We start from the raw sequence: 14,832 nt of genomic DNA on the forward strand, positions 1-14,832 counted from the left end.
GAGCGAGCGTGCTCGCGAAGAACGTCAGGGCGACACATTCATGCAGAAAAAAACGCGTCATCGTTGATGTCCATCGCAAGCACGCTCGCGCCTACCATTAGCCATCAGCGGCCCAGATACACCTCGATCACCCGCTCGTTGTCCTGCACCTGCGCCAGCGACCCTTCGGCCAGCACGCTGCCCTGGTGCAACACGGTGACGTGGTCGGCAATCGAGCCGACGAAGCCCATGTCGTGTTCCACCACCATCAGCGAGTGCTTGCCGGCCAGGCGTTTGAACAGTTCGGCGGTGAATTCGGTTTCGGCGTCGGTCATGCCGGCCACCGGCTCATCGAGCAGCAGCAATTGCGGGTCTTGCATCAGCAGCATGCCGATTTCCAGAAACTGCTTCTGACCGTGGGACAGCAAGCCGGCCGGGCGATTGACTGAAGCCGTCAGGCGAATGGTGTCCAGCACTTCGCTGATGCGGTCTTTCTGCTCGCCCGTGAGTCTGGCCCGCAGACTGGCCCACACCGACTTGTCGGTGTTCTGCGCCAGTTCCAGGTTCTCGAACACGCTCAAGGCCTCGAACACCGTCGGCTTCTGGAACTTGCGGCCGATCCCGGCCTGGGCGATCTGCACTTCGTTCATGCGTGTCAGGTCCAGGGTTTCCCCGAACCAGGCCTTGCCGTGGCTGGGGCGGGTCTTGCCGGTAATCACGTCCATCAGTGTGGTTTTGCCGGCGCCGTTGGGGCCGATGATGCAGCGCAGTTCACCGACGCCGATGTACAGGTTCAGTGCGTTGAGTGCCTTGAAACCGTCGAAGCTGACGCTGATGTCTTCCAGGGTCAGGATCGTGCCGTGGCGTGTGTCGAGGCCGGGGCCGACACGCTGGCCGAGACCGATGGCGTCACGGCTGCTGCCGGCGTCCTTGTTCGGCTCCAGGGGCGGGAAGAAGGCCGGTTCCAGCATGAATTCAACGCTCGCCGTCACGCTCATTGCTCACCTCTTTTCTTCAGCAGGCCGATCACGCCTTTGGGCAGGTACAGGGTCACGACGATGAACAACGCACCGAGGAAGAACAGCCAGTACTCGGGGAACGCCACGGTGAACCAGCTCTTCATGCCGTTGACCACACCGGCACCGAGCAACGGCCCGATCAGCGTCAGACCGCCGCTTCGATGGAGTTGGTGGGCGACATCTCGCTGGGGTTGATGATCCCGACTTGCGGTACATACAGCGCCCCGGCCAAACCGCACAACACGGCGCTCAACACCCACACGAACAGCTTGAAACCGCGCGGGTCGTAGCCGCAGAACATCAGGCGGTTCTCCGCATCGCGCAGGGCGGTCAGCACCCGGCCGAATTTGCTCCGCGCCAGGCGCCAGCCGATGTACAGGCTGGCCACCAGCAACAGCACCGTGGCCAGAAACAACACGGCGCGCGTCCCGGGTTCGGTGATGCCGAACCCCAGGATCGTGCGGAAGTTGGTGAAGCCGTTGTTGCCGCCAAAGCCGGTCTCGTTACGGAAAAACAGCAGCATCCCGGCGAAGGTCAGGGCCTGGGTCATGATCGAGAAGTACACGCCCTTGATCCGCGAGCGGAAGGCGAAGAAGCCGAACACCAACGCCAGCAGACCCGGTGCCAGCACCACCAGGCACAGGGCCCAGATAAAGCTGCTGGTACCGGTCCAGTACCAGGGCAGTTCGGTCCACGACAGGAAGGTCATGAACGCCGGCAGGCCATCGCCCGACGCCTGGCGCATCAGGTACATGCCCATGGCGTATCCGCCGAGGGCGAAGAACAGGCCGTGCCCGAGCGACAGCAGGCCAGCGTAGCCCCAGACCAGGTCCAGCGCGAGGGCGACGATAGCGTAGCAAAGGATTTTGCCCATCAGGGTCAGGGTGTAGGCCGAGACGTGCAGCGTGTTGTCGGGGGGCAACAGCGAGAGCAATGGCAGCGCGAGCAACAGTCCGAAAATCACTGCGCCGACGGCAATCGTCACGCCGGGACCGGCTTTTTGTGTGGCGGTAACGAGCAGGGGCTGGTTCATCAGTCGATCACCCGTCCTTTGAGTGCGAAGAGGCCTTGCGGACGTTTCTGGATGAACAGAATGATCAGCGCGAGGATCAGGATCTTGCCGAGTACGGCACCGATCTGTGGCTCGAGAATCTTGTTGGCGATGCCAAGGCCGAAGGCGGCGAATACGCTGCCGGCCAACTGTCCGACACCGCCCAGCACCACCACCAGGAACGAGTCGATGATGTAGCTCTGGCCGAGGTCAGGGCCGACGTTGCCGATCTGGCTCAGCGCCACGCCACCCAGGCCGGCGATGCCCGAACCGAGACCGAAGGCGAGCATGTCGACGCGTCCGGTGGGCACGCCGCAGCAAGCGGCCATGTTGCGGTTCTGCGTGACCGCACGCACGTTCAGACCCAGGCGCGTCCTGTTCAGCAGCAGCCAGGTCAGCACCACCACAAACAGGGCAAAGGCAACGATCACGAGGCGGTTGTACGGCAGCACCAGGTTGGGCAAAATCTGAACGCCCCCCGAGAGCCATGCCGGGTTGGCGACTTCGACGTTCTGCGCACCGAACAGCAAACGGACCAACTGAATCAACATCAGGCTGATGCCCCAGGTGGCGAGCAGGGTTTCCAGCGGGCGGCCGTAGAGATGGCGAATCACCGTACGCTCCAGCGCCATGCCGATCCCGGCGGTGACGAAAAACGCCACGGGCAGAGCGATCAGCGGGTAGAACTCGATGGCATTCGGGGTGAAGCGCTGGAGCAGTATCTGCACCATGTACGTGGAGTAGGCGCCCAGCATCAGCATCTCGCCGTGGGCCATGTTGATCACGCCCAGCAGGCCGAACGTGATGGCCAGCCCCAAGGCCGCCAACAGCAGGATCGAGCCGAGTGACAGGCCGCTGAAGGCTTGGCCAAGCAGTTCACCCATCAACAGCTTGCGCTTGACCTGGCCCAGGCTTGTTTGCGCGGCGGTGAGCACGGCGGTATCGGTTTCAACGCCGGGCTCGAGCAAGCCTTCAAGGCGGGTGCGAGCCAGTGGATCACCCGTTTCACCGAGCAGCCGGACGGCGGCCAGGCGCACGGCCGGGTCGGGGTCCACCAGTTGCAGGTTGGCCAGGGCCAGGCTCAAGGCGGCGTGAACCGGTTTATCGTGTTCGCTCGCCAGGCGCTGGTCGAGGAATTTCAGCTGCGCCGGCTTGGCGCTTTTTTGCAGGTGTTGCGCTGCCGCCAGCCGGACTCCGCCATCGGCGGCGAACAGTTGATGGCTAGCCAGCGCGGTGTCGATCAGACCCCGCAGGCGGTTGTTCAGGCGCAGGATCTTGGCTTGGCCATCGACCATCAACTGCCCTTGTTGCAGGGCGTTGATCAATTCGATACGTGCCGGATCGGGTTGTGCGGCCCAGCCTTCCAGCAGCCTGGCCTGCTGTGCGGGATTGGCCGCGGTGAAATCTTCAGCGTCGCCAGCCTGTACCGTCAGAGGCAGCAACAGCAGGCAAGCGACGATCAATCGGTAAAGAGGGGTGGGCATATCAGTGGCCTTGCGCGGACTTTGTGGGCGCGGGCTTGCTCGCGAATGCGGTGTGTCAGTCACATCGTTGCTGGATGTGCCGCCGACTTCGCGAGCAAGCTCGCTCCCACAGGGGTTGTGTCGGGTCCTGGCGTGGTGTTCAGGCCCGACATCCAGTGGCTTAGTTGCTCTTGACCGCGTAATCCGGCTTCTTGTCGTTACCGGTAATGAACGGGCTCCACGGTTCGGCACGGATCGGCCCTTCGGTCTGCCACACCACATTGAACTGGCCGTCGGCCTGGATCTCGCCAATCATCACCGGCTTGTGCAGGTGATGATTGGTCTTGTCCATGGTCAGGGTGTAGCCGGACGGCGCGGCGAAGGTCTGGCCCGCCAGGGCTTCGCGGACTTTGTCGACGTCGGTGGACTTGGCTTTCTGCGCCGCTTGCGCCCACATGTGGATGCCGACGTATGTGGCTTCCATCGGGTCGTTGGTCACCGCTTTGTCGGCGCCCGGCAGGTTGTGTTTCTGGGCGTAGGCTTTCCAGTCGGCGACGAACTTCTGGTTCACCGGATTCTCCACCGACTCGAAGTAGTTCCACGCCGCGAGGTTGCCCACCAGCGGTTTGGTGTCGATGCCGCGCAGTTCTTCTTCGCCGACGGAGAAGGCCACGACCGGGACGTCGGTGGCTTTCAGGCCCTGGTTGGCCAGTTCTTTATAGAACGGCACGTTGGAGTCGCCGTTGACGGTGGAGATGACCGCCGTCTTGCCACCGGCCGAGAACTTCTTGATGTTGGCGACGATGGTCTGGTAGTCGCTGTGACCGAAGGGGGTGTAGACCTCTTCGATGTCCTTGTCGGCAACACCCTTGGCGTGCAGGAACGAGCGCAGGATCTTGTTGGTGGTACGCGGGTAGACGTAGTCGGTACCCAGCAGGAAGTAGCGCTTGGCACTGCCGCCTTCTTCGCTCATCAGGTATTCAACGGCCGGGATCGCTTGCTGGTTTGGCGCGGCGCCGGTGTAGAAGACATTCGGCGACATCTCTTCACCTTCGTACTGTACCGGGTAGAACAGCAGGCCATTGAGCTCTTCGAACACCGGCAACACGGACTTGCGCGACACCGAGGTCCAGCAGCCGAACACCACTGCGACCTTGTCCTGGGTCAGCAACTGGCGGCCCTTTTCGGCGAACAACGGCCAGTTCGATGCGGGGTCCACCACCACCGCTTCCAACATCTTGCCATTGACCCCGCCCTTGGCGTTGATCTCGTCGATGGTCATCAGCGCCATGTCCTTGAGCGACGTTTCGGAGATCGCCATGGTCCCTGACAGCGAGTGCAGGATCCCGACCTTGATGGTCTCGGCGGCCTGGAGGCTCCAGGTCATACCCATCGCGGCAATGCTTGCCGATAGTGTGAAAGCCTTGATCAAGCTACGACGCTTCATTGTGCGATCTCCATGAACTCATGAGTTTTCTTGGTGAGCAGATGCGGACGACTGAAGGGTCTATAGCAAGGGCTGTGCCCGGTCGGGCAAAGGCAGGTAAATGTCGGGTTAGAGCGGCTATGCGTTAAATGGGCGCACCATGAGAGGACGTGTCGGGTGTGCGGGTGCAGCGAGGTGCGCCAGATTGGTGCTGCTCATGGCACTCCATACTGGCGCGAGAGCTATAAGTGATTAACCTTTGACGCAGGTTTCCACGCCGTAACCGCCGCCTTGGTACTCGGGGGCGTAGTAGTGTTTGGTGAAAGAGACTTTTCCGTCAGGAGTTGTCGTGATTTTGGCGATACCCACGCCATAATCTTTTGGCTCTGGGTCGGTATACGCAAAGTACGCCGCCAGTGAGTTCATATCGGCGATAGCAAAGCCGTCGTATCTGGAGTTGTCGGCCAAGGTCAATGTAAAGTCATAGGCACCGTGCTCGCCGGTACTCTGTTTCGGATCGAGTGTCATCTTGACAATACCTTTATATTCGCCGATATGACTGTCCATGCCGGTGCATTCATATCGACCACTGTAATCAGTACCGGTGAAGGGCGGCTGTGCTGCCCAGGCAGGCACCGAAAGGAATGCGATGGATGCGATGATTTTCTTGAACATATTGGCCTCGCGTTATTTTTGTAGGGAATATGATGGTTAAGTTGTAGGAAGTTATTTTGTGTGTATACAGATGTAACTAAGTACTCGTTTGAAGTTGTCGGATTATGAGTTTTATCGTTTGAGTTGTTTAGTGTTGACTTAAAACAAGATTTTTCGTGGTTGCGAGGTGATTGTTTGTCTCATCGCTGAACTGCAGGTATTGAGCGCTGGAACCTGACCGTGTGACAGGGGAGCACGGGGGATGGCATGGCAGCAGGTACGCTTGGATCGATCACGGTTCAGCGGGATGAGGTGTAATCCGGTCGTGCGATCGGGCAGGGGTGATGCGCGGCGTTAGCGCCTGCGCATCAACCCGATAAAGAACAGTCCGCCAATCGCCGCCGTGGCCACGCCGATAGGCAAGTCCTCGGGGGCGATCAAGGTGCGCGCCGCTACGTCGACCCACACCAGAAATACACTGCCCAGTAACACGCATACCGGCAGCAAACGCCGGTGTTCGGCGCCGACCAGGCGCCGGGCGATGTGCGGCACCATCAGTCCGACAAAACCGATGGAGCCGCTGATGGACACCAGTACCCCGGTCATCAGCGAGGCAATCAAGAACACCTGCAAGCGCACCGTGCGAGCGTTCAGGCCCAGGGTCACGGCAGTCTGTTCGCCGGCCATCAAGGCGTTCAGTGGCCGGGCCATGCCCACCAGCAGCGTCAGCCCGAGCGCTACGCAGGCGGCGGGCAAGGCGAGCAGTTCCCAGCGTGCCAGGCCCAGGCCGCCGAGCATCCAGAACATCACGGCCGAGCTTGCGCGGTGATCGCCGAGAAACAGCAGCAGGTTGGCGACGGCCATCATCACGAACGACACCGCCACCCCGCACAGCAGCAAGCGGTCACTGTCGAGCCGGCCGTTGCGATTGGCGATGGCCAGAACCATCAGCATGCTCAGCAGTGCGCCGACGAATGCGGCGATGGGCAAGGTCAGCAGGCCGACGATCTCACCCACATGCAGGATCACGATCACGGCACCCAGAGTGGCGCCGGAGGTCACTCCCAGCAAGTGCGGGTCGGCCAGCGGATTGCGCGTGACCGCCTGCAGCACCGCGCCGATCAGCGCCAGGCCGCCGCCCACCAGGGCGCCGAGCAGCATGCGCGGTACGCGGATCAGCCAGACGATGTGTTCCTGACCGGCGCTCCAGTCCACCTCGCCGATACCGAACGCCTTGTGCAGCACAATCCCCCAGACCACGTCCACCGGCACCCGTGCCGAGCCAAAACCCAGCGACACCACGCACGAGACCAGCAACAGTGCGCCCAGCGCGGTGAGCAGCCCGGCATAACGATGGTTGATCATGTGCCCTGGAAACCCTTGGCCAGGGTTTCCACCGCCAGTACGTTGTCGATCCCCGGCGTGGCTTGCACATAAGGGATGACGATGAAGCGCTTGTGCTTGATCGCGTCCACCGATTGCAGGGCCTTATTGTTGAGCAGGAACTGCTGTTTTTGCTCGGCGGTGACTTCGCCATAGTCGACGATCACGATGACCTGGGGGTTGCGTTCCACCACGTTTTCCCAATTGACCCGGGTCCAGCTCGCGTCGACGTCGTCGAGAATGTTTTGCCCGCCGGCCGCGTCGATCAGCGCTTGCGGCATGCCCAGGCGACCCGAGGTCATGGCGCGGTCTTCACCGCTGTCGTAGAGGAACACCCGAGGCTTTTCGGCAGGCAGGTGGTTGCGCGCCGCAGCCACTTGCGCCTGCATGTCGGCGATCAACTGGTTGGCGCGATCCTGCACGTCGAAGATTTTGCCGAGGTTGCGCAGGTCGTTGTAGGTGTCGTCGAGGCTGGCCGCCGGGCGCTTCATCACAAAGGCACAGGACTCGGTCAGTTCATAGACGTTGATGCCCAGCGGGCCGAGGGTGTGTGGCGTCAGGTCGCCGCCGATGCGCATGCCGTAGTCCCAGCCGGCGAAGAGAAAATCGACATTGGCGTTGAGCAGGGTTTCCACGGACGGGTACTTGGCCGCCAACTCCGGCAGGCCGTCGAGGATGCTTTGCATCTGGGGCGTGACGGCTTTCCAGCCACTGATACCGCTGTAGCCGACCATGCGCGGCTTGAGACCCAGGGCGAGCATCATCTGGGTCATGTTGATGTCGTGGCTGAGGGCGTGCCTGGGGGCTTGCTCGAAGATCACTTCGCGGTTGCAGCTCTGAATCGTCAACGGATAGTGCGTCGCTTCGGCGAACGCCTGGGCGCAGCCCAGCAGCAGGGCGACGGACAGGCTGGAGCGGAGCAGGGTTCGCAGGGTCATGGTTGGGTTATCCAGGTAATTCGTGGGTAGCCGGACAGCGGATGTTCATCGATCAGCGCCTCGACCCCGAACACCTCGCGCAGCAGGGTGGCAGTCAGTACGTCCTTGGGCGTACCGCTGGCGACGATGCGTCCGTGGTTGATCACGTACAACCGATCGCAGAATGCGGCGGCCAGGTTCAGGTCATGGATGCTGGCCAGGACGCCGATGCGCAAGCGCTTGACCCGTTGCAGCAACTCCAGCTGATAGCGTGGATCAAGGTGGTTGGTCGGCTCATCGAGGATCAGCAGTTGCGGTTGCTGGGCCAGGGCGCGGGCGAGAATCACCCGCTGTTTTTCACCCCCGGACAGTGTGGCGAAGGCGTGGTCTTCAAAGCCCTTGAGGCCGACCGACGCCAATGCCTGTTCGGCGATGCGCCGGTCTTCCAGGGTATCGCCGTCGAACAGGCCCTTATGCGGGGTACGGCCCATGGCGACCACGTCATCGACCGTCAGGCCGAAGGTATCGGGAAACTCCTGCAGCACCACGGCGATGCGTTGCGCACACCAGCGTGACGACTGCTTCCACACGTTGTGATGGGCCAGCTCGACCTCGCCGGACTCCGGTTTCGTGAAACGGTAGGCGCAACGCAACAGGCTGGTCTTGCCGCTGCCGTTGGGGCCGATCAGGCCGACGAACTCCCCGGCGCCTACGTGCAGGCTGGCTTCTCGCAGCTGGAACTGGTGATGGCAGTGGCCATGGCCCAGGGGTGTCCAGGCCAGTCGGGTGAGGTTCAGCGAGGTCATGCCATTTCCTGTGAGCGTTCTTTGTGGCGAGGGAGCTTGCTCCCGCTCGATTGCAAAGCAATCGCTCTGTGTTGCATTGCCATCGTAGCGTTGGGCCAATGACTGATTTTTGGGGCCGCTGCGCGACCCAGCGGGAGCAAGCTCCCTCGCCACAACAGGGCGGCAGCCGCGCATTCTACAGCTCCGGCCGCCGCACGCATCTCGCGGTGTTCAGGATGAAGATGAAGCCGATTCAGCCTGGCGACCCGCACGCACCAGCAGCACGCGGTCCAGAAGCCACACCACCACCAGCGACGCCCCCACCAACGGGAACATCACGGCCAGGGCCAACATGATCAGCACCCCGGTTTTCCAGGTCGGCAGGTCATGGCGCAGCGGCGGCACCCCGAACTTGCCCTGGGGACGACGCTTCCACCAGATCACCACACCGCTGACGGCGCTGAGCAGGATCATCAGGCAGATCAGCAGGATGACGATCTGGTTGAACAGGCCGAACATCTTGCCCTCGTGCAGCACCACCCCCAGTTCGGTGGCACGGGCGACGTTGCCGTAGTGCTCCCAACGCACATCGGCGAGGACTTCGCCGCTGTACTGGTCGACATGCAGGGTGGCGTCGTTGCGCGGGTCGTCGGCAAACACCGCGATGGTAAACACGCCGCTGGCGGTGCTCGGAAAGGTGATGCTGTAACCGGGCTCGACCTGGCGTTGCCCGGCAATGTCCTGCACATCCTGCAGGCTGATGGTTGGCGCGGCCGGTGCAGTGCTGGCACCGCCGTGGGCCATGTGTTCGGCATGGTCGCCGGACATAGGCATCGGCGTGTTTTCCATGGCCCAGGGCACGGTCTGGCGGGTGGCGGTGTTGAGGCTGCGCGCCTGCTCGTCGGACTTGGGCACGTTGTCCCACATCGCGGCCGGGAAGCGATTCCAGACTTCAGCGTATTTCGCGCCCCAGAAACCGGTCCAGGTCATGCCGCTGAGCAGCATCACCAGCAACAGGGCGGCGCCCCAGAATCCGGTGACCGCGTGCAGGTCACGCCAAAGCACACGGCCTTTGCTGCTCAACCGTGGCCACAGAATCCCGGCGCCACCCTTGCCTCGTGGCCACCACAGGAAGACGCCGGACACGACCAGCACGATGCCCCAGCCCGCGGCCATCTCGATCAATCGATCGCCGACGGTGCCGATCATCAGCTCGCCATGAATGGCCCGGGCGATCGCCTGCAGGTTGTTCTTCGCGTCCTGCTCGCCCAGGACGTCGCCCTGATACGGGTCGACGAACACGTTCAGTTCGCTGCCCGCGTTCTTCACGACGAATTGCGCGCTGCGTTCGGCGTTGATCGGCGGCAGGTACTGGGTGACCTGGCCTTGTGGATAAGCCGATTGCACACGGTTGAGCAGCGTGTCGGCGCTGAGGCTGTGATGGCCGGCCGGCACATTCATCAGGCTGCCGTACATCAGCGGGTCGAGTTGCGGCTTGAACAGGTAAATGATGCCGGTCAGGGCCAGCATCACCATGAACGGCGCGACGAATAGCCCGGCATAAAAATGCCAGCGCCAGGCCAGGTTGTAGAAGTTCGGTGTGGGTTGCTTCATTACATGTGCTCCGCTGGGCTTGGATCTTTTCGTTGTTCTCGAACTGCACACCTGTGGCGAGGGAGCAGGCGCCCTCGCCACAAGGGCAGTGTTCATGTGCGGGCTTGCCCGCGATGCGTTAGAAGCTCATGTCCACCTTGGTCCAGAGCGTGCGCCCCGGTTCGTTGATCGCTTGCGGGTCATTGGCCGGATAGCCGAACCCGGCATTGCCGGCCAGGTTCAGGTGCTCGGCGTAGTTTTTGCCGAACAGGTTGTCGACGCCGCTGCTGACCTTCCAGTGCTGATTGATCCGGTAGCTGCCGTTGAGCGAGAACACCCCGAAGCCTGAGCTCTTGCCGTAGTCCTTGCCCACCACGTTGCCCTTGTTCAGGTCGATGCGATTCTGTGCCGCCACCACGCGCCACAAGGCCCCGGTGCTCCACTTGTCTTCGCTGTAGGTCAGGCCGAAGCGTGCATCCAGTGGTGGCATCTGCGGCAAAGCGGTGTCGTGGGTGGTGTCTTTGCCCCAGGCGTAGGCCAGGGTCGCATCGGCTTTCCAGTTGGACGTCAGGTTGTACGCCGCACCGAGTTCGCCGCCCATGATCCGGGCGTTGACGTTCTCGGCCCGTGAGGTCGTGCCCATCGGGGTCGGGGTGTAGTCGAACAGGATGTAGTCGTGTACTTCACCGATGTAGGCCGACGCCCAGGCTTCGAGGTCCTGGGTCTTGTATTGCAGGCCGACGTCGAGCTGAGTGGTTTTTTCCGGCTGGATCGAATCGAAGGCATTGAGCGAGCCGATCGGGCCGGACTTGGGCGAGAACAGCTCCCAGTAATCCGGGAAGCGCTCGACATGACCCAGCCCGGCGTACAGGGTGGTCGGGCTGTCTGCCAGGTCGTGTTCATAGCGCACGAAGCCGCTGGGCAGGGTATCGGCACGCGTGTCGTCAGCGGTCGGGTTGGGCCGGGTGGTCATTCCCGAGCCGAGGGTCTGGCGATAATCCTTGGCCGAAGCGCGGTCCAGTCGTGCGCCGGTGATCAGGCGATCTCGGTCGGCGGCGTACCAGGTCAGCTCGCCGAACGCGCCATAGTTGTGAAAGTCCGCATCCTTGTTGCGTGGCACGTCCTTGTAGGTGTCGATACCCATCGCCTTACGCTGGCGATGTTCGTTGGTCTGGGCGTCGATGCCGCTGATCAGTTGCAGGTCGGCCCAGCGCCAGGTGGCCTTGATACGCGCGCCGAGGGTACGACGGTCGACGTTCGAGGCCATGGGCCCCGCCATCATCCCGGTGCCGGACGGTGAGCGCAGTGTGTAGTTGTCCATCACGTGGTCGGCGTAGTTGTAGTAGACCTGTGCCTCGAGCTTTTCCAGCACGTCGCTGAGGTTCGACTGCTCGAAGCGCAGGCCGAGGCTTTCGCGCTTGAACTGCGAGCCATCCATGCCGCGTCCGGCGTAACGCGCCTCACCGTCACCCTTGCCGGCGGTCAGCTCCAGCAGTGTGTCGGCGCTCGGGGTCCAGCCCACGGCCACATCGCCGTTCCACTTGTCGTAGCGCGACGGCACGGTGTCGTTGTCGCCGTCGCGGTAATCGTCGGAATGGGCGGTGTTGCCGATCACTCGCACGTAGCCCTGCGGGCCACCGGCGGCGGCATCCACCACTTTGTCGAAGCGTCCGTTGGAGCCACCCAGCACGCTGGCGTTCACCCGGCTGCCGAGCTCGCCGAAGCTTTCCGGCTCGCGGTCAAACAGGATGGTGCCCGCCGAAGCACCGGGGCCCCAGAGCACGGTTTGCGGGCCCTTGATGACCGTCAGCTTGTCGTAGGTCTCTGGCGAGATGTACGAGGTCGGTGCGTCCATTCGACCTGGGCAGGCACCCAGCAGTGTGCTGCCGTTGGTGAGGATGTTCAGCCGCGAGCCGAACATGCCGCGCAATACCGGATCGCCATTGGTGCCGCCGTTGCGTACCAGGGCAAAGCCGGGAATGGTTTTCAGGTAGTCAGCGCCGTCACTGGCCGGCACCGGTTGGCGCGGGTCCTTGGGGTTGGTGACGATGGTCAGCGGCGAACTGGGGGCGATGGCGGTGATCACCGTCGGACTCAGCTCTTCGGTGTGCTGGCTGTGATCGGTCGGTGACTCGGCGGCACCGGCCATTGGCGCGAGGAGGGCACCGCAGAGCACGGTGACGGCCTGTTTGATACGAACCCGGCAAGGGTTCGGGGTGAAGGATGCCTGAGCAGCGCTCAAGCGTGTGTCAGCAGAAAACCTGGACATAAAGGTTCCATCAATCAGTCGTAAACACACGGCCAGCCGCCTTTGGCTGTCGGACTGGACAGTTGGCCGTGTCGGTTGTGGTGAAGGGGTTTACGTGACGATGGGCGGGGCGCGGGTACGGGCGCCGGGGAAGACGGTTTGCCGGGCATGGCCCAGGCGTGGGGAGGGGCTGATGAAGTGAGGGTCGGGCGGTGTGTCGAAGAGCGCCAGCGACAGGCTGCCGGGCAGGGCGGGGCAGTTGAAGAGCAGGCTGCAATAGCCGCACTTTTCCCAGATGGCGTGATGGTCGGATTGCGGCGGGCAGTGTTCGGCGGCCGGTTGTACGTCATGCCCGGCATGGGCGGTGGACGACATGTCCATGCTCATGTCCATCGACATGCTCATGGACATTGGCGCGCGTTGATCCATCGGCATCGACTGAGAGATCAGTGGACCGATAAAGATCATCAGCATGGCGAACAGGCTGATCCAGCTGCCGCGCGCGACCGTCAACGAGGCCTTGCGTGGCACGGATCGCCTGCGGTCGCGTGAGCGCAATGCGGGCGGCAACTACTGGGCGTGCTGGTGCACTTGGCTGCCGGCAGGCGGTTGCTTCTGCACCGCGACCTCAACGGTCACGTCGCCGGATTTTTCGAACTGCAGGGTCAGCGCGAAACGCTTGCCGTCGGTGAGCAGGCTACGGTCCTTTAGCTCCAGCAACATGACGTGGTACGCCATTGGCGCGAAGGTGACGGTGCCGCCAGCCGGGATTTCGACACTCGGGACCTGCTGCATTTTCATCAGGTCGTTTTGCATCACGTGCTCGTGCAGCTCGGCCTTGCCGGCAATCGGCGACGCGACGCTGAGCAGGCGATCGGCGGTTTTACCGTGGTTCTGAATCACGAAGTAGGCCGCCACGGTCGGTGCATTGGGCGGCAACTCTTGCGACCAGGGGTGGGCGATCTGCAGGTCGCCGACGGTGTATTCGTGGGCATTGGCAAAGCAGGCAGGCAACAGCAACGCGGCCAGCAGCAGCGACTGCTTGACCAGGGATAGTTTCAACATGGCAGTTCTCCGGAACGATTTAAAACGCAGGTCAATTGCGAATCGAATCAGGCCAGGGGGGAGGCGCGCGGGTTGAGACTGGGCCATTGCTGGCGAGGCGTGGGAGCGTCGAGGGTCGGCGGCGGCAGGCTTCGATTGCTCTCGAAGTGCGCGAAGTACAGGTGTGGCGCATGGCCTGGCAGCGCCATCAAGGGCGCCGAGCCGGAGCAACACCAGCAATGCTGCATGTTGGAGTGGTCGTCGTTTTGCGGGGCTTTTTGCTCGAGATCACCGAGGGATATCGCCACCAGCCTGGTGCCGCTGGACGAACAGAAACTGCCCCACAACAATTGCTCGGCTGGCGACTGGCCGGACGCTTTGCTCATCGCACCGGACATTGGCATGGCAAGCATGTTGAACAGCACTGCGAAGCAGGCGATCCAGGCAAATGCGAGCCGTTGTCGGGACATGGTCATATCCGGTCGAGTGGGAGATCAGGTGGCGTATTTAGCCTGATCGGGATTGATAAGTAAAAATCCGTTGTGCGGTGTGGTGTCGCAGACAAGCGTGGAGCCTTTCCTTTTCAGTGCACCGGTACCGCATGCACCTGCATATCTACGCCGAGCGTCGTGCGTATCACGGCAAATATGGCTGCCAGGTTATCCATGCTGGGATTCCCCTTGGCGGACAGCATTCTGTGCAGGCTCTTGCTGGGCTTCGACGTCTCTATTGCCAACGCTTCGAAACCGACTGTGGCGTTGACGAGATCGCGAAGAATGATACGAGCCATTTCCGGTTCGCCATTGAGGAATAGAGTAGCAGCCTCATCGAGTAATGCTTGGGCGAACTCAGGGTCACGCTGGGCGCGCTCGGCAATCGTATGTTTGTAACTTCGTGTGAGTGCCATTGAGTTACCTCATGTTCCTTTCAGTCTTTTTCCGGGTGCGAAATTCGGCCACGAGTGTTTTTGCCTGTTTGATATCCATCTTCTGGGTGGACTTGTCGCCGCCTCCAAACAGAATGATCAGGCGCTTGCCTTCCTGTACCAGATAGATTCTGTATCCCGGGCCCCAATTGATACGGTATTCACCGAGACCATCAAACCATTTGATGTTGGATGTATTACCCATTTCCAATCGCACTAGCGCGTTGGACACCTTGAGTGCTGCCTGTGCATTCAAGGTGCTGAACCATCGTCCGAACGGGCTAGCATCGTTGTCCTGAAGGTATTCTTCGAGTGTGATCACAGGCGGCCTTGAAGGTAACAAAT

14 protein-coding genes and 1 pseudogene are annotated in these 14,832 nt (G+C 61.9%); all 15 read right to left on the reverse strand.

What is annotated here, in order from left to right; all coding sequences use genetic code 11:
* Positions 1–104 precede the first annotated feature (104 nt).
* Positions 105–977 carry an urea ABC transporter ATP-binding protein UrtD gene (urtD, locus tag CKW25_RS05615; RefSeq protein WP_095078203.1) on the reverse strand — a complete coding sequence of 291 codons (873 nt, stop codon included), beginning with the start codon at positions 975–977 and terminating at the stop codon, positions 105–107.
* Positions 974–2,031, reverse strand: a pseudogene (urtC, locus tag CKW25_RS05620) (urea ABC transporter permease subunit UrtC). The gene urtD and the pseudogene urtC overlap by 4 nt, the downstream one beginning before the upstream one ends.
* Positions 2,031–3,533: an urea ABC transporter permease subunit UrtB gene (gene urtB, locus CKW25_RS05625; RefSeq protein WP_095078204.1), complete on the reverse strand. Its 1,503-nt coding sequence runs from the start codon at positions 3,531–3,533 to the stop codon at positions 2,031–2,033. Before urtB ends, urtC begins: the two are co-directional and overlap by 1 nt.
* A gap of 160 nt (positions 3,534–3,693) precedes the next feature.
* Entirely contained in the window at positions 3,694–4,959 is a 1,266-nt protein-coding gene (gene urtA / locus CKW25_RS05630; protein ID WP_095078205.1) for an urea ABC transporter substrate-binding protein, read from the reverse strand.
* 231 nt (positions 4,960–5,190) lie between these two features.
* The gene (locus CKW25_RS05635; protein WP_095078206.1) at positions 5,191–5,613 is read right to left on the reverse strand and encodes a hypothetical protein; all 423 of its coding nucleotides are present in this window, start codon (positions 5,611–5,613) and stop codon (positions 5,191–5,193) included.
* Positions 5,614–5,946: 333 nt separating this feature from the next.
* Positions 5,947–6,957, reverse strand: a complete 1,011-nt coding sequence (locus CKW25_RS05640; protein WP_095078207.1) for an iron ABC transporter permease — start codon at positions 6,955–6,957, stop codon at positions 5,947–5,949.
* Positions 6,954–7,913 (reverse strand): ABC transporter substrate-binding protein, encoded by a 960-nt coding sequence (locus tag CKW25_RS05645; RefSeq protein WP_095078208.1) that lies wholly within the window; start codon positions 7,911–7,913, stop codon positions 6,954–6,956. Before CKW25_RS05645 ends, CKW25_RS05640 begins: the two co-directional genes overlap by 4 nt.
* Entirely contained in the window at positions 7,910–8,698 is a 789-nt protein-coding gene (locus tag CKW25_RS05650) for an ABC transporter ATP-binding protein (protein WP_095078209.1), read from the reverse strand. The genes CKW25_RS05645 and CKW25_RS05650 overlap by 4 nt, the downstream gene beginning before the upstream one ends.
* A 210-nt stretch (positions 8,699–8,908) precedes the next feature.
* Positions 8,909–10,291 (reverse strand): PepSY domain-containing protein, encoded by a 1,383-nt coding sequence (locus CKW25_RS05655; protein ID WP_095078210.1) that lies wholly within the window; start codon positions 10,289–10,291, stop codon positions 8,909–8,911.
* Positions 10,292–10,409: 118 nt separating this feature from the next.
* Positions 10,410–12,539, reverse strand: a complete 2,130-nt coding sequence (locus tag CKW25_RS05660) for a TonB-dependent copper receptor (protein ID WP_095078211.1) — start codon at positions 12,537–12,539, stop codon at positions 10,410–10,412.
* A gap of 90 nt (positions 12,540–12,629) precedes the next feature.
* Positions 12,630–13,076: a DUF2946 domain-containing protein gene (locus tag CKW25_RS05665; RefSeq protein WP_371854720.1), complete on the reverse strand. Its 447-nt coding sequence runs from the start codon at positions 13,074–13,076 to the stop codon at positions 12,630–12,632.
* 12 nt (positions 13,077–13,088) lie between these two features.
* A complete protein-coding gene (locus CKW25_RS05670; RefSeq protein WP_172736423.1) occupies positions 13,089–13,568 on the reverse strand; it encodes a copper chaperone PCu(A)C in 480 nt (159 codons plus the stop codon).
* A 62-nt stretch (positions 13,569–13,630) separates the two neighbouring features.
* Positions 13,631–14,032, reverse strand: a complete 402-nt coding sequence (locus CKW25_RS05675) for a DUF2946 domain-containing protein (RefSeq protein WP_095078214.1) — start codon at positions 14,030–14,032, stop codon at positions 13,631–13,633.
* 113 nt (positions 14,033–14,145) lie between these two features.
* Positions 14,146–14,469 carry a DNA-binding protein gene (locus CKW25_RS05680; protein WP_095078215.1) on the reverse strand — a complete coding sequence of 108 codons (324 nt, stop codon included), beginning with the start codon at positions 14,467–14,469 and terminating at the stop codon, positions 14,146–14,148.
* A 4-nt stretch (positions 14,470–14,473) separates the two neighbouring features.
* Positions 14,474–14,809, reverse strand: coding sequence for a type II toxin-antitoxin system RelE/ParE family toxin (locus tag CKW25_RS05685; protein WP_095078216.1), 336 nt, complete (start codon positions 14,807–14,809; stop codon positions 14,474–14,476).
* Between the last annotated feature and the right edge of the window lie 23 nt (positions 14,810–14,832).

The organism is Pseudomonas sp. Irchel s3h17, from assembly GCF_900187505.1.
Taxonomy (GTDB): Bacteria; Pseudomonadota; Gammaproteobacteria; order Pseudomonadales; family Pseudomonadaceae; genus Aquipseudomonas.